Source organism: Psychrobacter sp. Rd 27.2 (assembly GCF_001921755.1).
GTDB classification, from domain to species: domain Bacteria; phylum Pseudomonadota; class Gammaproteobacteria; order Pseudomonadales; family Moraxellaceae; genus Psychrobacter; species Psychrobacter celer.
On record NZ_MRYB01000002.1, the window covers coordinates 143,071 to 164,140 of the forward strand.

Consider the following 21,070-nt stretch of genomic DNA (forward strand, 5'->3'; position numbering starts at 1 on the left):
CCTTCATGCTATCTGATCTGGCAAACCTTTAGACGTTTTTTGCTATTTGTCGTTTACTCGGCAGACTGAGGGCGCATTTTAGTAGCATTAGATTGGCCTCAATCAGCTTATGACTGACCCACACGCTTGCCAAGCTGATAATCATAAATTTAAGGATGCATGTATACCGACTATGACCGAATCAACCTCCAACCCAGCCAATTCAAGTAATCCAAGTACGCGCCCCAAGACTTATCCTTGCCCCCGCTGCGGCACGCAGACCGCTTGGCAAGACAATAAGTACAAGCCATTTTGTAGCAGTCGATGCAAACTGATCGACCTAGGCGCTTGGGCAAACGAAGAATACACCTTACCTGCAGAAACCACGCCTTTTTCTGACGAACTCTAACACTCACTTTTTTACTCACTTATCATCTTAAGGATGTTTACTATGTCTGCAACTTACCTGATGCCCACTTATAACCGTCAACCAATCAGCTTTACTCGTGGTTCAGGCAGTTGGCTGTATACCAAGGACGATACCCCGTATTTAGATGCGCTGACGGGAATTGCCGTTTGTGGCCTAGGGCACTGCCATCCACAAGTGACAGACGCCATTCAGCAGCAAGCCGCGACTTTGGTTCATACCAGCAACTTATTTGGTATCGATTGGCAAGAGCGCGCTGGAGAAGCGCTATGCACCGCCGCGCAGATGGACAGTGTGTTTTTTGCCAATAGCGGTGCTGAAGCAAACGAAGCGGCTTTAAAGCTTGCACGCTTATACGCCAACCAGCAAGGTTTTGCCCGTCCAAAAGTCATCGTCATGGAACAGTCGTTTCATGGCCGCACATTGCTATCGTTGTCAGCCACCGCCAACCCAAAAGCTCGCGAAGGATTTTACACTTTAGATGAGGATTTTATCCGTGTGCCCTTTGGCGATATTGAAGCCATCAAACAAGCCGCGCAAAAGCACGATGAGATTTGCGCTATCTTGGTAGAGCCTATTCAAGGAGAAGGTGGTCTAAATACCGCCGCAAATGGCTTTGGTTATTTAGAAGCACTACAGGCTGAATGTGATGCTCACAACTGGCTGTTTATGCTCGATGAAGTACAAACAGGTAATGGCCGTACTGGCAAATACTTCGCTTATCAGCACAGCAATGCCCGCCCTGATGTCTTGACGACGGCAAAAGGCTTGGGAAATGGCTTTCCTGTAGGTGCTTGTATGGTACGTGGCCGTGCCAATGGGCTATTTGGCGCGGGCAGCCATGGCTCAACTTACGGCGGTACACCGCTGGCAAGTCGTGTGGTGCATAGTGTTTATGATGTACTCGCCAATACTGATGTCATGAATAATGCTGTCACCGAAGGGCAGTTCATCCGTGAGACGCTAGTCGATGCACTAGGACAGTATGGCGTCAGTGCGCGCGGCGCAGGTATGATGATCGGTGTCGTGTTACCTGAAGACATGGACTGTACTCAGCTGGTGAATCGTGCACGCGATGAGCAAAAGCTTATCATCAACGTCACGGGTGGCCACGTGATACGCTTATTGCCGCCACTAAATATGAAACGTGATGAAAGCGCACAGGTCGCTGATCGTTTGATTGAGCTATTAAAGTCCTCATGGTAAAACGATAAAACACGGTCTCAGACCAGCAGTGATCATTGATTATTAAAATGATTGATTTTGACATGTTAAAAAAAGAGCATATAGACATCGATTGTCTATATACTCTTTTTTTGCTAAAGCTAGCATCGCATTGATGATGCATCACGCTTTAGTTGGCATGAAAATACTTCTTTAATACTTCAAGACAACGGGTTATTTTTGCAGGCTGCTGTTCGCGATTTAAAGTAACGGCATATAGCACAAAGCTTGGCAGCTGATAACCGGTCAATACCTCTATCAACTCGCCGTTCTCTAGCTCTTTTTTAACATCCATCTCCAGCATTCGCACCAGACCGTGGCCTTCTTTGGCCAATGTCGTCGCCATAAAGACGTTATTAGTATAGATACGAGAGTTCATTTTTATGCGGGTTTTTTTGCCTGTTTCTGTCTGAATCAGATCAATTTGATTGGCGTCTTTCATGATTTCGATACAGATCAGCTGGTGGTCATTGAGGTCTTTTGGGCTTTGTATTTTGGCATGCTGACGCAAATACTGTGGTGAGGCAACCAGCATCTGGCGCACATCAGTCAATGGATGGCTACTCAGGCTCGAGTCATTGATGGATGGACTCATACGAACCGCAATATCAATACGCTCGTCGATCATATCGATATAATGGTTGTCTGCCAAATAGGTGATGCTCAAGTCATCGTGGGCGGCCATCCATGTCGAGAGCGCAGGCAAAATATGATTGACGCCCAGCTCAGGGGTGGTCGCCACTCGCAAGCTACCAGCAAGCTCATCTCGCAATTGATTGACTTTGATGCGTCCCTGCTCGGCCGCGCTGACCATATCTTTTGCCGCTTCATAAAAACTCTCGCCTGCCTCTGTTAAGCTAAGCTTTCGAGTAGAGCGGTGCAATAACACCACACCCAGCTCGTTTTCTAATGAGCGGATTTGCTGACTGACTGCACTGGTTGTAATACCAAGCTCACGGGCTGAGCCACTAAAGGAGCCATGTCCAACCACACTGGCGAACACAGCCATACCGCGTAAATTATCCAACATATTCTCACCTAACCTGCATTTGGTTTTTTAATATAACTTAACCATTATAACGAATTTTAATTTGCCTTACAGTGATTAAATACCATCCTTTTTTATCTAAAATGGCGCGTCACCCTTAATAAAAACAAAAATATCAAGGCGATAGCAGTCATCACCTTGATATTTTTGGATAGTAATTGTGTCTAGTAGCTATATAGATAGTTAATCGGTTTTAATATAAAAAAATTTGACTGTTTAGTATAGCTGAACCTTACCCATTTTACCTTCGCCGCGCTCGAGGAGGTACTGCATCACAGGGGTGTTAAGCAATTTGGTTTCTGCCAGTGACTTTGCTTGCACCATACGCTTTTGTTGACGGCGCTCTGGGGTCTTGTCTTCAGCCTGCATGACACTGCTGTCGATTTTTAGGTCAATCTCGGCTTGCTCAAACTGCTGCTGCAGTTTTGCCGCTAAGTGTTGAAAGGTGGCTTGTAAATGGCGGCTGTCCACACTGGTCACAAAGGTCGATTTGCCATTGCACAGCCCAGTCATCATGCCCTGACGCGCCAATGCTAGCTCGTCTTGCGCCAAGCTCTCAGCCTCGCGAGCGGTCTGTAGCCAATAATCCCATTTGTCTGGCGTCCACTCGCCAGTCAGCTCCTGTGGCGGGCAACGCAATAACGTGCGAGGATCATCCGCCGTCATAGTCAATTGAGAATCATTTCCGTCAGGCTCTGCTATTGGTTCAGGCTCTGCTATTGGTTCAGGCTCTGCTATTGGTTCAGGCTCTGCTATTGGTTCAGGCTCTGAAATCGGTTCAGGGTCATAAGCAGCTGACGGCAATTGCTGACTAAGATTATGTTGATAATCTACATTATCATCTGGCAGCGGTACTGCTGAGACATTATACTCAGCCGTAGAAGCTGTCGGTGCATCTTTCACCTCACTAGGCGGCTGCGGCAGCGTAGGAGGGGTTTCTGTCAGCACCTCATCAGCTGCGAGCGGACGAAACGCCAGTAGACGCAGTAGACACATCTCAAGCGCCTGCATGGGTGTACTGGCAAGCTTGACCCCTTCACGCGCTTGCACAACGATTTCATAATACAGCTGCAGCACATCGGGGCTGATATGCTGCGCTAGGGTATGAATATCTTGCGCTTGTACTTCATTAACGTTGAGTGCCACTTGAGGCAACAGCTGCGTCAAAGCCAATTGATGCAACAGCTCAGCGAGCCCATCAAACATGCTGGTTGCATCGACCATCTGAGCGCGCATCTGCTCAATGTGGGCAGCGACAGCAGGCTTATCATGGTTATAGATATCGGTGATAAGACGAACCAAGTCAGCTGAATCAATTAACCCAAGCATGGCATTGACAGTCGCATCATCAAGGCCACCTTGACCAAACGCGATGGCCTGATCGGTCAGTGACAAAGCGTCGCGCACTGAGCCTTTGGCAGCACTGGCCAACTGCCAAAGCGCAGGCTGAGTATAAGCCACATGCTCTTTGGTCAAGATGTTTGCCAAATGCTCACTAAGTAGCGTCTGCGGCAAGGGACGCAGTACAAACTGCAAGCAGCGTGAGATGATAGTGATCGGTAGTTTTTGTGGATCAGTGGTCGCCAGCAAAAACTTGACGTGCTCGGGCGGCTCTTCTAATGTTTTTAATAAGGCATTAAAACTGTGGGTCGATAGCATGTGCACTTCATCAATCAAGTACACTTTGTAGCGCCCTTGGCTTGGCGCATAAGGGACATTGTCCAATAGCTCACGGGTGTCTTCGACTTTGGTACGAGAGGCCGCATCAATTTCAATTAGGTCAATAAAACGTCCCTGATCGATGGCCACACAGTTATCACACACACCGCAAGGCGTGCTCGTCACACCCGTATCGCAGTTCAGACATTTTGATAAGATACGCGCAATCGTCGTCTTACCCACCCCGCGCGTCCCCGTAAACAGATAGGCGTGATGCAGACGGTTATAATCTATCGCATTAATCAATGCTTGCGAGACGTGCGTTTGTCCAATCAACTCGTGAAAGTTTTTTGGACGATATTTGCGAGCTAAAACTTGATATTGCTGCGTCATAATAAATGCCAATTTGAATAATACAAAGATAAATAGCGCATCCGCCCAGCGATCAACAGCCCGCCTGATTTATAACTGGGCTTTTAGCTGTGCCAGCTGCTGGTATAAGCGCTGAGTGTTTGCATCGATGAGCGCACCACTTTGATAAAACGCATCCAAATGCACCTCAGTGTTTACGCTGTCCTCGCAGGGTCTAAACTCGACACCGATCAAAAACAAATCCTCCATCACAGGCATTTGCATTTGTGCATTGAGCTCCGCCAACAGATCTTGATGTGCGCCGCGCACCTGCTCGGCGCTTAGCGAGCTATGAGGATCTTGGGCATAAAACACCATCAGATAATGACAACCAAACACCCTATAAGAGTGCTCGTGGCGGACATAGCCATTCCAGCGTGAGTCTTGATCCATGGTTCTATAAGCGAGGATTTTTTCTATCAAACACGCGTAAGTATACATCGATTCATCAACCAATGTATCGACCTGCGCTTTTGGTAGCGGGCGCTGCGCCTCATAAGCGTCTTTGACCAAACTATTGAACAGCTTATACCACATGCCCGTGTTTTTTTGAATCTCTGCCATTAGGGCCGCCGCAAAATCCGTCTGCCCAGGCTCTGTGGCCTTAAGTAAACGCGGCTCAATCTGATCAATCAGCTCATACTTGACCAATTGCTCTTGTACAGCGATGGCTCTTTGATGAAAATCTGGCGACTGCAAAAACCCCGCCAGCAGCGTTGACTCATCTTGAAAGGATTCAAAACTCGTCAACTGACGACGATGAAAGTCTAAAAAAGTGGTCAAATCACTTGGCGTTACCAGTTGCCGCAAGATATCGATAAAGTTTTGATAACTAAAAACCTGCAGGACGCTTTGCTCGTCATCCAAATCTAGCACGCAGTCTTCAGCAAAAAACTGACTGCCGTACTCATAACCAATGGCATAAGTCGGCGCCTCTGCACGGCCAGCATGGTGCTGGACTGCAAGCGACGTCAGACCGATGAAGTAAACGGCTTTATCCCTCTGGGCATCGCTATTTGTCAGAGATTTATCGTTTTTTTGATAAAGCGCTGCATGGCGCTTTATCAGCTGATTGACGACTTCTTTTCGCCACTCGCGAACTTGGCTGCTATCGATGTCATGCTGACTTGCTTGCTTCATGACATCATTGGTCAGTAAATAAATACGCGCGTCAGAGAACTCAAAGACAAAATCATACCCCTGAAACCGATCAGAGATATGTACGTCATCGTTTGCAGCTTCATACAATGACAAAAAGCTTTGCTGAACCATCTGTTGCCAAACTGAAGAGGCAGCTTGCTGAGTATCCATAATATCCCTATAAATGTGCGCTCTAAAATTTTGAGCCCATTCCTTAAAAGTAAAAAAACTTACAAAAGTAGAAAAACCTGCTTATGTTTAGTTTAGTCTCAGCACAGATTGATGGCAAGCAAAGCCTTTTTCGCTTGTTTTTTAGCCGCTAAGCGCGCGGCATATTTCTAGCTTTCTAGCTTTCTAGCTTGCGGCGCATATGTGGGAACAAGATCACATCACGAATACTCGCCGAATCTGTAAACAGCATCACCAAACGGTCGATACCGATACCTTCACCGGCAGTCGGTGGCAAGCCATAAGACAAAGCTTCGATATATTCTTCATCGAAATGCATGGCTTCGTCGTCGCCCGCGTCTTTTTCGGCGACCTGACCGTGGAAACGTTCTGCTTGGTCTGCTGGGTCGTTAAGCTCACTAAAGCCATTGGCCAATTCGCGGCCACCGATGAACAGCTCAAAGCGATCGGTGATTTCTGGATTGTCATCGCTGCGGCGCGCCAGCGGTGAGGTCTCAGCTGGGTACTCAGTGATAAAGGTTGGCTGACGTAGTTGATGCTCGGCCGTTTCTTCAAAGATAATGGTTTGTAGTTTACCCACACCAAACACGTCTTTGACTGGTTGTTTGAGCGTTGTTGATACATACTCTGCCAGATAGTCACGGTCATTGATGCGTGACATGTCGAAGTTTTCGGCGTATTTGGCAATCGCATCAGACATAGACAGACGCACAAATGGCGCTTTTAGGCTGATGGCTTCTCCTTGATAAGTAATCTCTGTGGTACCCAAGATATCCATCGCTAATTCGTTAAATAAACGCTCGGTCAAATCCATCAAATCATGATAATCAGCATAGGCTTGATAAAATTCAATCATAGTGAATTCAGGGTTATGACGGGTCGACACCCCTTCATTACGGAAGCTACGGTTGATCTCAAACACTTTCTCAAAACCACCGACCACTAAGCGCTTTAGATAAAGCTCAGGAGCAATGCGTAAATATAACGGCATATCTAGCGCGTTATGATGCGTTACAAATGGACGCGCCACTGCGCCACCTGGGATGGGATGCATCATCGGCGTTTCTACTTCCATAAAACGCTCACCCAGCATAAACTTGCGAATACCACTGATCACTTGACTGCGAACCATAAAGGTATCACGTGTGGTCTCATTGGTCATCAAGTCAAGGTGGCGATTGCGATAGCGCGCCTCTACATCGGCGAGGCCATGGAATTTGTTTGGCATCGGGCGTAGCGACTTGGTCAATAACGTAAACTCTTCGATATGGACGTATAAGTCGCCTTTACCCGAGCGTCCGATATAGCCTGACACCCCAACGATATCACCCAAATCCAATGATTTGATGGTGGCAAGTGTTTCTGGATCCAGCTCTTTACGAGCGACATATAGCTGAATACGACCCGTCATATCTTGAATGACAATAAACGCGCCGCGGTTCAACATGACGCGGCCTGCCACATTGACCTGAGTTTTTTCGCCTTTTGCGACGTTGTCTTCGATTTCTTGTTTTGAGATACCTTCAAAGGCGGTTTGCAAATCTTTGGCGTAATCTGTGCGTTTAAAGGTGTTTGGATACGCCGGCTTGCCCGACTCTGTGATAGCGTCTAGCTTGGCTTGCAGTTGGGCAATCAGCTCATTGGATTCTTCTAATGTGGGCGCTTGCTCTTGGCTTTGATTATTGTGCTTTGACATAATACTTCTCAAAATGATTAGGTAATGAAATAAAAAACATAAAAATAATAGTAGGGCAGCTAAGAACACTGCCTGTTTAGATGGTACTTATCAATCTTTGCGACGCTCGGCTATTAATCGCCGCCACCGATACTGGCCATCAAGTCTGCTTGGTGCTCACGCAGTAGCGCATCAAGTAGCTCATCTAAATCGCCTTCCATGATGGAATCGAGCTTATAGAGAGTTAGGTTGATGCGGTGGTCGGTCATCCGCCCTTGCGGGAAGTTATAGGTGCGGATACGCTCACTACGATCGCCGCTACCGACGAGGTCACGACGCATCTCATCTGCCGTATCGACCTGTGCTTGTACTTTGGCCTGCTGAATACGTGAGATCAGCATTTGCATCGCTTTTGCGCGGTTTTTGTGCTGGCTACGCTCTTGCTGACACTCTGCCACCACGCCTGTCGGTATGTGCGTTAAGCGCACCGCTGAGTCGGTGGTGTTGACGTGCTGACCACCTGCGCCACTTGAGCGATACGTATCCATCTTGATATCAGCAGGATTGATATCTACTGTATCATCAATCTCAACTTCTGGCATGACAGCCACCGTACACGCAGAGGTGTGGACGCGGCCTTGGCTTTCTGTTTCTGGTACACGCTGGACACGATGCGCGCCTGACTCAAACTTTAGGCGCCCATAGACGCCGGTGCCTGAAACACGGGTGATGATTTCTTTGTAGCCGCCGTGCTCGCCCTCATTTGCCGATAGCACCTCAACAGTCCAGCCTTGGTTTTGGGCATACTTTTGGTACATACGGAACAAGTCACCAGAGAAAATCGCCGCTTCATCGCCGCCCGTCCCAGCGCGAATCTCCAAAAAGGCTGGCACCTTATCATTCGGGTCTTTGGGCAGCATCATGACGTTGAGCGCTTCTTCCATCTCAGCGATGGTTTCACGAGCGCTGTCGATCTCATCGATCAGCATCTCTTTCATGTCAGGATCAGTGGCATCAGCCAGCATCGCCTCAGCATCTGCTTGATCGGTTTCTGCACGCCCATAGTTCTGCCATAACGTGGTGATGTCCATCAAGTCACTATGCTCAACAGACAGCTCACGAAATTTATTATTGTCACTGATGACACTAGGATCGGATAATAAGGCGGTGACCTCTTCATAACGGTCTACCATCTGGTCTAAACGCAGGCGTAAGGATTCTTTCATAAAAGGACTTTTAATCAAATGAGGGGAATAAGAGAGTGATTATAGCAAATTTTTCCGTTTAAATTAAAACCTGTCAGCAATCTGCCTATTATACTCATAAATTACCGCCTGTGCGGCCGAGCAGAAGTGATAGAAATCAACAGCTTGATACCATATCCTACTGACATAAAAAAATAGCCAAGATTGCTCTTAGCTATTTTTTGTTGTTGTCGGTAGTGAACAACAGGTAACAGCAACTATCAGCCGCCGTGCTAGCGGTATCGCTGCCGTCTATACCTTGCGCACCAGCACCGAGCCGATCGAGTAACCTGCGCCAAATGAGCAAATTACACCCAAATCACCTGATGCCAGCTTGTCTTTGTAGCGATGGAAGACAATCATCGGACTGGCTGAGCTGGTATTGGCAAACTCATCGATGACGCTTGGCACAATGGCTTTGTCCGCGTCACGCCCCACTACCGTGCGCAAGATAAGATCTAGCATATTGGCATTGGCTTGGTGCAGCCACATCATCTTAATGTCGCTTGCTTGTAGCTCGTTGTCATGCAGGTGCTCAGTGATAATCTCTGATACCTTTGGACAGACCTCACGGAACACTTTACGACCGTTTTGTAAAAACAGCTTATCCGTGACAGGCTCTTTGATATCAGGATACATCTCAGTCTGCGCTGCCAAAAACTCGGAGCGATCCATAAAGCCGTACTCGTTTTTGATGTTGGTCGAAAACTGAGTAAACAGTTTTGAGTTGATAATCTCATAACCTTTAGGCGTCTCTAGCTCTTCGACGATAGACGCCGTCGCCACATCACCAAAGATAAAATGACTATCACGGTTGCGCCAGTTTAAATGCGCTGAGGTAATCTCGACGTTTACCACAGCCACACGTTTGGCCAGACCTGAGATGATAGAACCGTGGGCTTGTGATAACCCAAACGTCGCGGCACTACAAGCAACGTTCATATCGTAAGCAAAACCGCCTACCATGCCGATTTCGTTCTGAATCTCGATGGCGACTGCCGGATACGTGCGCTGAAAGTTTGAGCAAGCAAGGATGATACCGTCCAAGTCGTTAGGCTCTAACCCTGCGTCCGCTAAAGCGTCTTTTAGTGCGGCGGCGCCCATCTCAGCCATGACTGATAGCTCTTCGCCAAGCTGACGATAAGGAATCACAGGTGCCATGATTTCAGGATCTAAGATCCCGTCTTTTTCCATGACATAGCGTGATTTGATGCCAGATACTTTTTCGATAAACGCAGCTGAGGAAGGCTGCAGTGCGGTCACAGTCTCTGCTGCGATCTCGTCAGCATGCTCGTTGTTGTAGTTTTCGACATACTGGTTAAATGAAGCCACCAGCTCTTCATTGCTGATGCTATAAGGAGGAACGTATAGGCCGGTGCCCGTGATACAAGTCGTCATAATAAGCTTCCTTGTCTACTGCGGTAGTGCTTGGATAAGCGTAAAAGTGAAAATAAGGATGTTTTGATTTCGGTGAATAACTGTAAACTTAAAATCAGAGCCTTTATTATGCCTGAATATTATTATTTTTCTAATACTTTGTTACAAATAATGCATTTGTGACGAAAAATAAGCAAAGACGGCCTTTATTTGTGGGCATCTACGCTATAATTACGAGGCTCAGGGCGTGATATGCGACTATTGAGCGCTCGCAAACAGTCAAAGCGTTTATATTTAGGAATACTAATGGTAGAGATTTTTAACTGGTTGTTTGGACAATACGCTGACTACTCCGCTCTATTTATCGCTTTAGAGCTGATTGCGGTGGTATTTGGCGTAGCCAGCGTCATGCTCGCCAGCAAAACCAACATCCTTGTTTTCCCCATCGGCCTGATTAGTACCGCCATATTTGTCTACCTCCTATGGAAGTGGCAGCTGTTTGGCGATATGTTTATCAATGCTTATTATACCGTAATGAGCCTATACGGCTGGATTAATTGGTCAAAAAACAAAGCAAACAACACCGTTTCAGACCATATCAACCCTACCAGCCAGCAAGACCGCGCGCTCAAGGAGGCTGAGAGCGCCATTCAAGTTGAGCGGCTAAGCGCAAAAGATTTGCCCATATTAGCGAGTCTGGCCACTGCCACCATGGCCTTTGTGGCACTGGTGTATTACTTTCGCCCCGTGATAAACAATGGCTTTAGCTTTGAGGGTACTGTGCTGGGACTACAGTTATTTACGTGGGTCGACTACACCGACATGCTGACCACGGCGCTGTTTTTGATGGCGATGTGGCTGATGGCACGGCGCAAAATTGAGCACTGGCTATTGTGGATCGTCGCCGATGCCATCTCCGTACCGCTATACTTTTATAAAGGTCTCACCTTTACTGCACTACAATACGTAGTCTTCACTCTGATCGCAATCTGGGCTTATTATGAATGGCAACAACGCTATCGCAAACAACCTCAAACAGCATACGCCTAAATCCGTCATCAATGTCGCAGTATTGGGTGCTGAAAGCACTGGCAAGACCACGTTGTGCCGAGATCTGGCGGCGCATTTTGCCAGTCCTTGGGTGCCAGAGTATATGCGCACTTACCTACAAGCCAAATGGGATAACGAGCAGCTGACCTGTACGTGGGAGGATTTATTGCCTATCGCACAAGGTCAGATTGAGTTAGAAAACAAACGCGCAATGCAAGCGGCACAGCTACCTGCCGGCCAGCGTTATGTGTTCTGTGATACCAGCTTGTTTGAGCTGATGGTTTATTCAAACTGGTACTATGGCGACTGCCCTCTTGCCCTAACTCAAGCGGCACTGGCGCATCATTATGACTTGATACTACTGACTGAGGTTGATACGCCGTGGGTCGCCGACGACTTGCGCGATGCGCCGCATGAGCGTGAAGAGATTAGTGCCTACTTTGCGGATCAGCTTAGTATCCATCACAAGTCATTTAGACGTATTGGTGGTGATAGGCAAGCTCGTGTTATGCAGGTAGTAGAGTGGTTAAACAATTTTGATTATGTGTAATTTTTTTGCTTAGGCTATTTTAATAAAAGCAATGACTGGTATTCCTTATCTGACAATCTGGCTATTGAGCGCTTTTGCCCAGTTTTTGCAGTTGTTCTGACAGCGCGAGCATATTTGATCAGGGTTTGTGATATGCTCGATATAACCGCAGTACATGCAAGCATAATGCACGCCTGACTCCACCTGCTCAACTGGCTGATACTGCTTAGGAAAAAGCGGCATACCGTAGCCTGTTTGCTCAGGTGGGTATAATAAGACGCTAAAATTGCCATCGGTTTCTAGCAGGCCGGTACGCACTTGCCCCAGATGCTCCACGCCCTGCTGACGCATCTCAGCAAAAAACTCATCGTGCGACATCTTGCCTTTTTTGATTTTATCGAGCACCAGCATCCCATCTTCTACGATATACAGCGATTTTCCTTCTAGCAAATTTTCAAACGGCTGAAACTTCATCATCGCCCACGTACACAAGCGATACAGCAAGATGACGGTACTCATAATCAGCACCGCTTGGATGATCGGTAAATCCTCAGTAAACATCGGGTCGCCAGCGATAGAGCCTAATGACAAAATGATAGTCAGCTCAAAGATAGACAACTGACGGACGCCGCGCTTACCCGTAAAGCGCAAGAACGTAATAATCAGTACAAACATCACAGTCACACGTACCAATATCTCTAGGACAAATGCCCACGTGGTATCATGAATAAAAATACTCGCCCAATCCATAAATGGTTCCTTGTTGTTATTTTTAATAACGCTCTATTTTATGCAAAACTTGCGTCAATCACTGTAGGAATTATTTTTGAAAGCCACGTTTTATACCATAGTCGCGTTAATTGCGTTTGCCGCAAACTCTTTATTTTGTAGGATGGCGCTGGCGGAGGGCTATATCGATGCTTGGAGTTTCACCACCCTTCGCCTGCTGAGTGCCGCGATGAGCTTGGCGGTGGTGATGTCGGTGCACACCTACTGGCTGCATCAGCAAAAACCATGTCAACAAATGTCACGTCAAAAAAATCTACATCTAAATACCGCGACTGATGACGCTATTTTACAAGATAGAGGTAGCTGGATAAGTAGCATCAGCCTGGTGGTTTATGCGCTGTGTTTTTCGATTGCATATACAGCATTAGATACAGGCACAGGCGCGCTGATTTTGTTTTCGGCAGTACAGCTGACGATGATTGGCTGGGGGATTTATCAAAAAGAGCAGTTAAGCGCTTGGCAGTGGTTGGCGTTTATTGTCGCTGTGGCGGGGTTGGTTTACTTGATGTTGCCATCAGCCACCGTGCCCTCACCCACCGCGGCGATACTCATGGCCATCAGCGGCGGCGCTTGGGGCATATATAGCATACGAGGCAAGTCTTGCGTCTCACCGCTGCGCGCGACAGGGTTTAACTTCATCAGAAGCTTGGTGGCCGTCCCAGTCCTCTTTATCATCTCACTGACAGCCCTTAGCACCTTTGGCATACCAAACATTCGTCTCGATCACATTAGTATCGAAGGCGTCTTATTGGCCTGTGCGTCAGGGGCGCTAGCCTCAGGGCTGGGCTATAGTATCTGGTATATGGCCATACCACTATTAAAAAACTCCCAAGCCGCAGTCGTACAGCTCTGCACCCCTATCCTAGCGGCGATATTAGGCATGGTGTTTTTATCCGAGCAGCTGACGCTCAACTTTCTGATCGCCAGTATAGTCATCTTAGGGGCAGTACTGGTGTTTATCTTAAATAAAAAAACAGTGTAAACAAAAAACCAAATATCGCTCAATCACTTAACCGATCAGGACTTAGCAAATCACGAAAAAGACAGAAACAATTACCTTAGTAAACTCTAACCACAACACGAAATTACATTTGAGCATGTATCATATTGCTCAGTATAACAACTCACATTCACTTACCAACTTGAGGAATATCGTTTATGAAAAAGTTACTTGCTGTTGCTCCTTTTGCCGTTTTGTTAGCCGCTTGTGCGACCAACGCTCCGACCACTACCGCCCCAACCACTGCTGCCAAGCCAGTCGTTCAATCATTTACCTGTGAAGATAACGGTATGGTTACTGCTACTTATGCAGCGGACGGTCAAGCGGCCAATCTAAACCTCACCTTGCCAAAAGTAGGTCTACAAGACGCAAAAATCACGCTAGAGCAAGCAGTATCAGGCTCTGGCGCACGTTACGTAAACAATGTAAACCCAAAGACCACCTATGACTGGCAGACCAAAGCAGACTTTGGCATCATGACCATCACCTCAGACAATGGTCAACAATATCAGGTCAACTGCCAACTATAGGTATTGACTAAAAATAGTGTTTGGCTAATACACTTATGAATGATGAGAGTCAGTAGTGAAGCTACTGGCTCTTTTTTGTTGTACCAACCGCAATCAAGACAATCCCAATGTTGGGAGACAATGACTGATACCTGACATCCACGCCCTAAAAAAACGTGGCTTTACGGTGCTTTTTGATAAAAAATGATTGACTTCTCTTATATATTCGATATATAACATATAATATATTCTAATTAATAAATATATTACGACGCGTCTATTACGTATCCATCAGAATATATGGGAGGCTCCTATGACTCATTTAAGCTACACTATCAAATGCTGGGCATTAGGCGTTGCTTTTTTTGTCAGTTTTTACTTTATGGTACTGCTAAGTGATCCCAGTTTTAGTAAATATGTCTATATACTGGCCCTGAGTACCGTACTTTTTCCCATTGCCAAACGGGCCGTCGATGCGATGATGAATTTTTTTGCCCCAAACACTGAGCTGTTTAATGGTTTGTTACCTTCATTGCTGATCAATATTGTGATTTGGATATTTACCCCATTTATCGTAGCACTCGCAGTCATTGCCTTTATTTTGCATAGTATGGGCGTACTGACAGAGAATATCGGTCATTAGCCAAGCGTAGTGATGGGGATGTCCGTTATGTCATGCCGACCTACCCATCACCTTGCATCGTAAAACCCTCGAGTTTACCTCTCAAGATAAATGATAACCAAAAATTTTTGTTCAATTATGCATAATGTAATAAATATTCATTATTAATCCGAGAATAAAACGCCTACTCTGTAATGTTGCCCACGATGATTCTCAAATGTGCTATAAATACAATTTGTTTTTATAAAAATAAGAGATGATTCACATATGAGTCAGGGCTTTTACTGAAGGAGTTTTATTAAATGTCTACCGCCACTCGCCAAGAATACGACCTATTGGGTCAACGTGATGTCCCTGCTGATGCTTACTACGGCATCCAAACCCTACGCGCTTTTGAAAACTTTACCGTCAGTGGTGTGCGCTTGCATCAGTTTTCACCGTTTATCCGTGCTTTTGCGACGGTAAAAAAGGCCGCCGCCATTGCCAATAATAAAGTCGGCGTACTAAACGATACGGTCAAAGACGCAATCGTTGCTGCCTGTGATGACTTAATCGCCGACAAATATCATGACCAGTTTATCGTTGATATGTTTCAAGGGGGCGCTGGCACCTCAACCAACATGAACGTCAATGAGGTGATTGCTAACCGTGCCTTGGAGATTTTAGGTTATGAAAAAGGCCAATATCAGCATGTACACCCAAACAATCACGTCAACCTATCACAATCAACCAACGACGCCTATCCAACCGCACTCAATGTGGCACTAGATGAGTACTGCACAAACCTGCTCGATAAAATGGCGTTGCTCCACCAAAGCTTGATAAACAAAAGCATTGAGCTTGCTGACAAGCTAAAAATGGGGCGTACTCACTTGCAAGATGCAGTGCCGATGACGGCAGGGCAAGAGTTTAATGCCTTTGCCACGATGATCAAAAAAGAGATGCAGCGTATCGAGTCAACGCGCGCTTTGTTTCACGAGATCAACATGGGTGGTACGGCGATTGGTACTGGGCTAAATGCGCCTGCTGGCTACTCAGATCTGTGCGCTGAGACTTTAACAGAGCTCACTGGCAGACCATATTACATCGCAGAGGATTTGATCGAATCCACGCAAGATACCAGCGCTTATGTCGCTTTATCTGGCAACCTGCGTCTGTTTGCTGCCCGTTTATCCAAGATCGCTCATGATTTACGTTTGCAGTCGTCAGGGCCACGTGCGGGGCTGGCGCAATATCGTCTGCCTGAGATGCAACCTGGCAGCTCAATCATGCCAGGCAAAGTCAACCCTGTGATTCCAGAAGTGGTCAACCAAGCGTGTTTTCACGTCATGGGCGTCGATAGCGCGATTGTGATGGCATCAGAGAACGCTCAGCTACAGCTCAACGTTTTTGAGCCAGTGATTGCCTTTAACCTATTTACCGGTATGAGCATGATGACCAATATTTGTGAGATGTTTGCGACCCGCTGTATCGATGGCATCATCATGAATAACGACACCTGTAGCGGACAGGTGTTTAATAACATCGGTCTGGTCACCGCCCTAAATCCGCACTTAGGCTATGAGTCCTCTACGTATGTGGCCAGAAAAGCCCAAGAGACTGGCGGTAGCGTCTATGATATCGTCTTAGAAGAAAAGCTGATGGACAAAGAGACTTTGGATAACTTACTGTCTCCAGCCAACATGGTATATCCAAAGGCTAAGTTCGCGCCATAATAAGTTTTTATAAAGTAAAAGGCTGGATTAGCGCTTGCTAGTCCAGCCTTTTTTATTGTTTAAAAAACAGATAGGGTTTATTTTTAATGGGTTCAATTATATATGGTCAATTTACCCTAAAAATGACATAGCACTTTATCTCATTTTTATCACCATCTTTTGAATGAAAGCACACCCTAGTATGAGTGAGACAGCAATTTACTAACTCACCTTGTCCCACAACTTACTCAGGCGTTTCGGTGATACCGCCATACGCGTTTTCATCGGCTGAGCAAAGAGCTGGATACGATACTCCTCGACCATCCAGCGATATTCACTGATGGTCGCATCGCTGGCACGGTTTGCCAGTCGCTCCATGTGCACATCGAGCGCATAAACACCGTCGAGATCAGCCTCGAGGTTGTGCTCCAGACGTTCGATACGAATCTCTAGCGCCTCTAGATAGCGCGGATACTGCTGCCACTGACTGTAGTCCATCCGATAAACAAAATCAGACAAATGCAAGTCCTCAAGCTGGTCTTCGATATCATCGATAGACTCGCCAAATATCTCCCGATCCAGCATGAGTAAGCTCTGACGAATACGTTGCCAGCGCGTATAGACATTTTTGAGGGTTTTGATGACACTCTGACCCGTCAATAAAAAATTGCTAACCACGGCATCGAGCGTCTTTGCATACTCCTCTGCGGTAAAGGGTAGCTCTTCGCTCAGTTCAACTGCCCCATCGTCGGCGCTCTCAGGCAAATCCTCACTATGATCAAATAAGACATAATGCTCCTCAAGCGTGGCATCAAGTGTCGCATCAATCACAATGGTCTTTAGGGCTTCCATATCACCCAGCGGGGCAAAGGCCAATTTAAATATCTTATCGATTTGACTGGTCAGCTGCTTTCTTTTGGCACCCAGCTTGCCTTTGATCAAAGTCAAAACCCCGATACGATGCGCCTGCAGTGCCGCATTTACATCAGTGTATTGATGAATCGATACCGCCTCGCCCGCCTCATCTGCGACCAAGGCAGCAAACTGCTTCATCACTACGCCTGCGCTATGATGGTTTTTACTAAAGGCAAAATGCTCAGGGAAATCCGTGTGTGCGCCTTGCTGCTCATTGACCGCTTGACGGGTCTCTTGAGCATGACGAATCTGTAGCGTTTGCAGGTCGCGGCCTTTTTCGATGATGCGGTTTTTGTCATCGACCACACAGATTTGTGGCTGCAAATAACGATCAATGCTGGCCGGATTAAAGCTCGCTTCGGTCACTGACATAATGCCGCGACGATTTAGCGCTTGGCATAGCTGCTTGAGTAGCCCTTGTCCGCCCTCGGGCTGCAGCTCATCAAAGAGACTGTCTGCCGTATCAGGAATCGGTACAATCTGCCGGCGGATGTCTTTTGGCAATGACTTTAGCAGTTGTAATACCAGCTCATAGCGCCAACCGGGCACGCCCCACAGCAGCTCAATGGCATCAAGCTGCGGCAATGCGACAAGCGGCACGCGAATGGTCACGCCATCATCATCGCTTGATGGATCAAAAACATAACGTAGCGGCAGCTTTAAGTCACCCAGCTTCCACACTTCTGGGAAATCGCCTGTGGTCGGTGCTTGGCTGTTGAGCACGTCATCATCGGTAAAAAACAGATATTTACTATCGTTTTTTTCTACCTCAGCGCGCCAGTCCTCAAAGGATTTGCGGCTGGCGACATGCTCGGGGATTTTTTTGTCATAAAACTGATACAGCGCCTCTTCATCGACGAGTAAATCGCGGCGACGCAATTTGTCTTCGATACGCTCAACATGGGCGATTTTGTCCATATTGTGCTGCAAAAACGGCGCTTGCCGACCCAAATTACCCGTTACTAAACCGTCACGGATAAATATCTCCCGCGACTCTGCTAAGTTGACCTGCTCGTAGTTGGTCAGCTGCTTACTAACAATAATCAGTCCAAACAAACTAATCTGTGCGTAAGCTTTAACGCGGCCTGTTTTTTTGGACCAATGCGGCTCAAAATAATGGTACTTCAGTAAGTTGCCCGCCGCGGAGATGATCCACTCAGGTTCAATCTTGGCAACAGTACGCATAAACACTTGCGAGGTCTCAACCATCTCAAAGGCCATGACCCAAGGCGGCACTTGTTTAAACACGGTACTGGCTGGGAATATTTTAGCTTTTTGCTGGCGTGCTGCTAAGTACTCACCGCGATTTTCTGTCTTATGCGCGATGGTCGAGAGCAGGCCCGTCAATAGTGCGCGATGCAAATTGGCATATTTGACCGCTTTGACCTCCTCATCTTCCACACTGGTAGGGTCACTACTACTAGCCCCTTTTTTACCGCCTTTATCATCTGCAAGCTTAAGATCCGTGACCATCTGCAGCAACTGCCGGTGAGTCTGACTCCATTCACGCACGCGCGGAAAGCTCAGATAATGTTTTTTGGCAAACTGTTTGCGCTGATTGCCAGACAATTTACTGCCGTCTTCGCCTTTTTCAAACAGCGCTTTCCATAGACTTAAATAAAACAAAAAGTCAGAGTCGTCTTGACGAAACTCAGCATGCTTTTGATCCGCCTGCTGACGCTTATTGGCGGGGCGCTCACGCGGATCTTGCACGGCAAGGGCCGCGACAACGATGAGCATCTCACGGATACAATCAAAGTCGCTACCTGCCACCAGCATACGCGCCAGCCTTGGATCGATTGGCATGCGTGCCATTTTTTGCCCAGTCGGCGTTAGACGCAGCTGATTAAGACCCTTGGAGCGCTTGGCAGAGCTGGGTGCTTTGTCGCTTTTAGAGGTAATCGCCCCTAGCTCATCGAGCAGTTTATGCCCATCGGTGACCAAACGGCTATCTGGCGGCTCGATAAAAGCAAAATCATCGACACTACCCAGACGCAGGTTGGCCATCTGCAAAATCACGGAAGCAAGGTTGGTGCGTAGTATCTCAGGCTCGGTAAACTCTGGACGACCGCTAAAGTCCTCTTCACTATACAGACGAATACAAACACCCGGCGCGACACGGCCACAGCGGCCTTTACGCTGATTGGCAGCCGCTTGCGAGATGGCTTCGATCGGCAGGCGCTGGACGCGTGAGCGATACGAATAACGCGAAATCCGCGCAAACCCTAAGTCTATCACGTAGCGAATACCAGGTACCGTCAACGCCGTTTCAGCGACGTTGGTAGCAATCACAATACGCCTACCGCGACCTGACGGCTGAAAGATACGCTGCTGCTCTTCATAAGTCTGCCGTGCAAACAGTGGCAACACTTCGGTGTGCTTGGGTCCATGACGCACAAGCACATCTTGCAGCTCACGAATCTCTGCTTCTGTCGCCGCAAATATCAAGATATCTGCTTGGTCAGCATGACCTTTATTTTGCGCATCGCTAAAGCATTCTTCGACGGCGGCAACCACCGCACGCGGTAGATTTTCTTCAAAATCATCGTAGCTGTCGTCATCTGAGCTACCCACTGGCTCATCAGTCAGCGGGCGATAACGTACCTCAACAGGGTAACTGCGGCCTTCGACATTAAAAATCGGCGCAGGGACATTTCGCTTAAGCTTACTATCATAACGACTAAAGTATTCGCTAAAACGCTTGGTATCGAGGGTGGCTGAGGTGATAATGACTTTTAAATCAGGGCGTTTGGGTAGCAGTTTTTTTAGATAGCCCATGATAAAGTCAATGTTTAGACTACGCTCATGCGCCTCATCGATGATGATAGTATCGTATTTACTCAAAAACCGATCATGACCGAGTTCCGCCAATAAGATACCATCGGTCATTAGCTTCACGACCGATTGCGCCGTACCCTGCTCATTAAAGCGAATCTTAAAACTGACGGTATGACCAAGCTGCTCGCCAAGCTCCTCGGCGATACGGTTGGCCACACTGCGTGCTGCAAGCCTACGCGGTTGGGTATGCCCTATTTGCCCTGTGATGCCGCGCCCTGCCAGCATCGCAAGCTTCGGCAATTGCGTCGTTTTACCAGACCCGGTCTCACCTGCGACGATGATGACTTGGTTGTCGATGATGGCTTGCACGATGTCATCAGCGCGCTGACTGACAGGCAAATCTAGGTTTAAGGTGGCTGGCAAGTTGTCTGGGATACTATCAATACGCGCTTGCACCGCTTGCTGTGAGCGGGTTTTTATTTTTTCGTATTGCGCGCGTTTTTTGCTCAGGATGTCTGCCGCTTTAGGCGAGTCTTTTTCTTTACGGGAGTCGCTATTGGCTGCTTTATTTTTGGTCACAGCGGCTCGTGCCAGCTCGCGCTCCAAACGCCCAAGGTAGTAGCTGTCTTTTGCAAGGACGGGTAAATCAGAAGTATCGACTTGACTCATCGCACCGGTAGCGGCCTGCGCTGCTGTACTTTTGACATCTAATTGAGAGGGGGTGTTTGTTTGCGGTTTAGTATGTTGCGATTTTTCAGTTTGATTCGGCATATCTGCTTAGGCTATTTATTATTTAAAAGTGCTTAGATTA

Annotated in this window: 16 protein-coding genes; 8 read left to right on the forward strand and 8 right to left on the reverse strand. The window is 47.3% G+C overall.

Going from position 1 to position 21,070, the window contains the following annotated elements; all coding sequences use genetic code 11:
- Window positions 1-172: 172 nt before the first annotated feature.
- The gene (locus BTV99_RS02915; protein ID WP_075100869.1) at window positions 173-388 is read left to right on the forward strand and encodes a DNA gyrase inhibitor YacG; all 216 of its coding nucleotides are present in this window, start codon (window positions 173-175) and stop codon (window positions 386-388) included.
- Between the two features lie 42 nt (window positions 389-430).
- Entirely contained in the window at window positions 431-1,612 is a 1,182-nt protein-coding gene (locus BTV99_RS02920; RefSeq protein WP_075100870.1) for an aspartate aminotransferase family protein, read from the forward strand.
- Between the two features lie 148 nt (window positions 1,613-1,760).
- Here the strand turns inward: BTV99_RS02920 and BTV99_RS02925 are convergent, their stop codons facing one another.
- The 6 genes from BTV99_RS02925 to BTV99_RS02950 form a co-directional block, all read right to left on the reverse strand.
- On the reverse strand, window positions 1,761-2,660 hold the full coding sequence (locus tag BTV99_RS02925; protein WP_075100871.1) for a LysR family transcriptional regulator: 900 nt from the start codon (window positions 2,658-2,660) through the stop codon (window positions 1,761-1,763).
- 234 nt (window positions 2,661-2,894) lie between these two features.
- A complete protein-coding gene (gene dnaX, locus BTV99_RS02930; RefSeq protein ID WP_075100872.1) occupies window positions 2,895-4,730 on the reverse strand; it encodes a DNA polymerase III subunit gamma/tau in 1,836 nt (611 codons plus the stop codon).
- A 69-nt stretch (window positions 4,731-4,799) separates the two neighbouring features.
- On the reverse strand, window positions 4,800-6,059 hold the full coding sequence (locus BTV99_RS02935) for a hypothetical protein (RefSeq protein WP_075100873.1): 1,260 nt from the start codon (window positions 6,057-6,059) through the stop codon (window positions 4,800-4,802).
- Between the two features lie 175 nt (window positions 6,060-6,234).
- A complete protein-coding gene (gene lysS, locus BTV99_RS02940; protein ID WP_075100874.1) occupies window positions 6,235-7,773 on the reverse strand; it encodes a lysine--tRNA ligase in 1,539 nt (512 codons plus the stop codon).
- Window positions 7,774-7,886: 113 nt separating this feature from the next.
- Complete coding sequence (gene prfA / locus BTV99_RS02945; protein WP_075100875.1) at window positions 7,887-8,978, reverse strand: peptide chain release factor 1; 1,092 nt, start codon at window positions 8,976-8,978, stop codon at window positions 7,887-7,889.
- A 270-nt stretch (window positions 8,979-9,248) separates the two neighbouring features.
- Complete coding sequence (locus BTV99_RS02950; protein ID WP_075100876.1) at window positions 9,249-10,394, reverse strand: beta-ketoacyl-ACP synthase III; 1,146 nt, start codon at window positions 10,392-10,394, stop codon at window positions 9,249-9,251.
- Window positions 10,395-10,679: 285 nt separating this feature from the next.
- Between BTV99_RS02950 and pnuC the strand changes: the two genes are divergently transcribed.
- Both pnuC and BTV99_RS02960 read left to right on the forward strand, forming a co-directional pair.
- Window positions 10,680-11,423 carry a nicotinamide riboside transporter PnuC gene (pnuC, locus tag BTV99_RS02955; protein ID WP_075100877.1) on the forward strand — a complete coding sequence of 248 codons (744 nt, stop codon included), beginning with the start codon at window positions 10,680-10,682 and terminating at the stop codon, window positions 11,421-11,423.
- The gene (locus BTV99_RS02960; RefSeq protein ID WP_075100878.1) at window positions 11,374-11,973 is read left to right on the forward strand and encodes an AAA family ATPase; all 600 of its coding nucleotides are present in this window, start codon (window positions 11,374-11,376) and stop codon (window positions 11,971-11,973) included. Before pnuC ends, BTV99_RS02960 begins: the two co-directional genes overlap by 50 nt.
- A gap of 45 nt (window positions 11,974-12,018) precedes the next feature.
- Here BTV99_RS02960 and BTV99_RS02965 read toward each other — a convergent pair whose 3' ends face one another.
- Entirely contained in the window at window positions 12,019-12,702 is a 684-nt protein-coding gene (locus tag BTV99_RS02965; protein ID WP_075100879.1) for a DUF421 domain-containing protein, read from the reverse strand.
- Between the two features lie 76 nt (window positions 12,703-12,778).
- Here BTV99_RS02965 and BTV99_RS02970 point away from each other — a divergent pair, with 76 nt between their 5' ends.
- The 4 genes from BTV99_RS02970 to BTV99_RS02985 all read left to right on the forward strand — a co-directional run bounded on the left by BTV99_RS02970 (window position 12,779) and on the right by BTV99_RS02985 (window position 16,587).
- On the forward strand, window positions 12,779-13,723 hold the full coding sequence (locus BTV99_RS02970; protein ID WP_075100880.1) for a DMT family transporter: 945 nt from the start codon (window positions 12,779-12,781) through the stop codon (window positions 13,721-13,723).
- Between the two features lie 176 nt (window positions 13,724-13,899).
- Window positions 13,900-14,271, forward strand: coding sequence for an MliC family protein (locus tag BTV99_RS02975; RefSeq protein WP_075100881.1), 372 nt, complete (start codon window positions 13,900-13,902; stop codon window positions 14,269-14,271).
- A gap of 292 nt (window positions 14,272-14,563) precedes the next feature.
- A complete protein-coding gene (locus BTV99_RS02980; protein WP_075100882.1) occupies window positions 14,564-14,893 on the forward strand; it encodes a hypothetical protein in 330 nt (109 codons plus the stop codon).
- A gap of 281 nt (window positions 14,894-15,174) precedes the next feature.
- On the forward strand, window positions 15,175-16,587 hold the full coding sequence (locus BTV99_RS02985) for an aspartate ammonia-lyase (protein ID WP_075100883.1): 1,413 nt from the start codon (window positions 15,175-15,177) through the stop codon (window positions 16,585-16,587).
- 201 nt (window positions 16,588-16,788) lie between these two features.
- Here BTV99_RS02985 and hrpA read toward each other — a convergent pair whose 3' ends face one another.
- Entirely contained in the window at window positions 16,789-20,928 is a 4,140-nt protein-coding gene (hrpA, locus tag BTV99_RS02990) for an ATP-dependent RNA helicase HrpA (protein WP_075101026.1), read from the reverse strand.
- Window positions 20,929-21,070 lie beyond the last annotated feature (142 nt).

Bases quoted from the DNA above. Each gene is read 5' to 3' on its own strand.
- BTV99_RS02915 (WP_075100869.1), top strand. From the start codon at position 173: ATGACCGAATCAACCTCCAACCCAGCCAATTCAAGTAATCCAAGTACG.
- BTV99_RS02920 (WP_075100870.1), top strand. From the start codon at position 431: ATGTCTGCAACTTACCTGATGCCCACTTATAACCGTCAACCAATCAGC.
- BTV99_RS02925 (WP_075100871.1), bottom strand. From the start codon at position 2,660: ATGTTGGATAATTTACGCGGTATGGCTGTGTTCGCCAGTGTGGTTGGA.
- dnaX (WP_075100872.1), bottom strand. From the start codon at position 4,730: ATGACGCAGCAATATCAAGTTTTAGCTCGCAAATATCGTCCAAAAAAC.
- BTV99_RS02935 (WP_075100873.1), bottom strand. From the start codon at position 6,059: ATGGATACTCAGCAAGCTGCCTCTTCAGTTTGGCAACAGATGGTTCAG.
- lysS (WP_075100874.1), bottom strand. From the start codon at position 7,773: ATGTCAAAGCACAATAATCAAAGCCAAGAGCAAGCGCCCACATTAGAA.
- prfA (WP_075100875.1), bottom strand. From the start codon at position 8,978: ATGAAAGAATCCTTACGCCTGCGTTTAGACCAGATGGTAGACCGTTAT.
- BTV99_RS02950 (WP_075100876.1), bottom strand. From the start codon at position 10,394: ATGACGACTTGTATCACGGGCACCGGCCTATACGTTCCTCCTTATAGC.
- pnuC (WP_075100877.1), top strand. From the start codon at position 10,680: ATGGTAGAGATTTTTAACTGGTTGTTTGGACAATACGCTGACTACTCC.
- BTV99_RS02960 (WP_075100878.1), top strand. From the start codon at position 11,374: ATGAATGGCAACAACGCTATCGCAAACAACCTCAAACAGCATACGCCT.
- BTV99_RS02965 (WP_075100879.1), bottom strand. From the start codon at position 12,702: ATGGATTGGGCGAGTATTTTTATTCATGATACCACGTGGGCATTTGTC.
- BTV99_RS02975 (WP_075100881.1), top strand. From the start codon at position 13,900: ATGAAAAAGTTACTTGCTGTTGCTCCTTTTGCCGTTTTGTTAGCCGCT.
- BTV99_RS02980 (WP_075100882.1), top strand. From the start codon at position 14,564: ATGACTCATTTAAGCTACACTATCAAATGCTGGGCATTAGGCGTTGCT.
- BTV99_RS02985 (WP_075100883.1), top strand. From the start codon at position 15,175: ATGTCTACCGCCACTCGCCAAGAATACGACCTATTGGGTCAACGTGAT.
- hrpA (WP_075101026.1), bottom strand. From the start codon at position 20,928: ATGAGTCAAGTCGATACTTCTGATTTACCCGTCCTTGCAAAAGACAGC.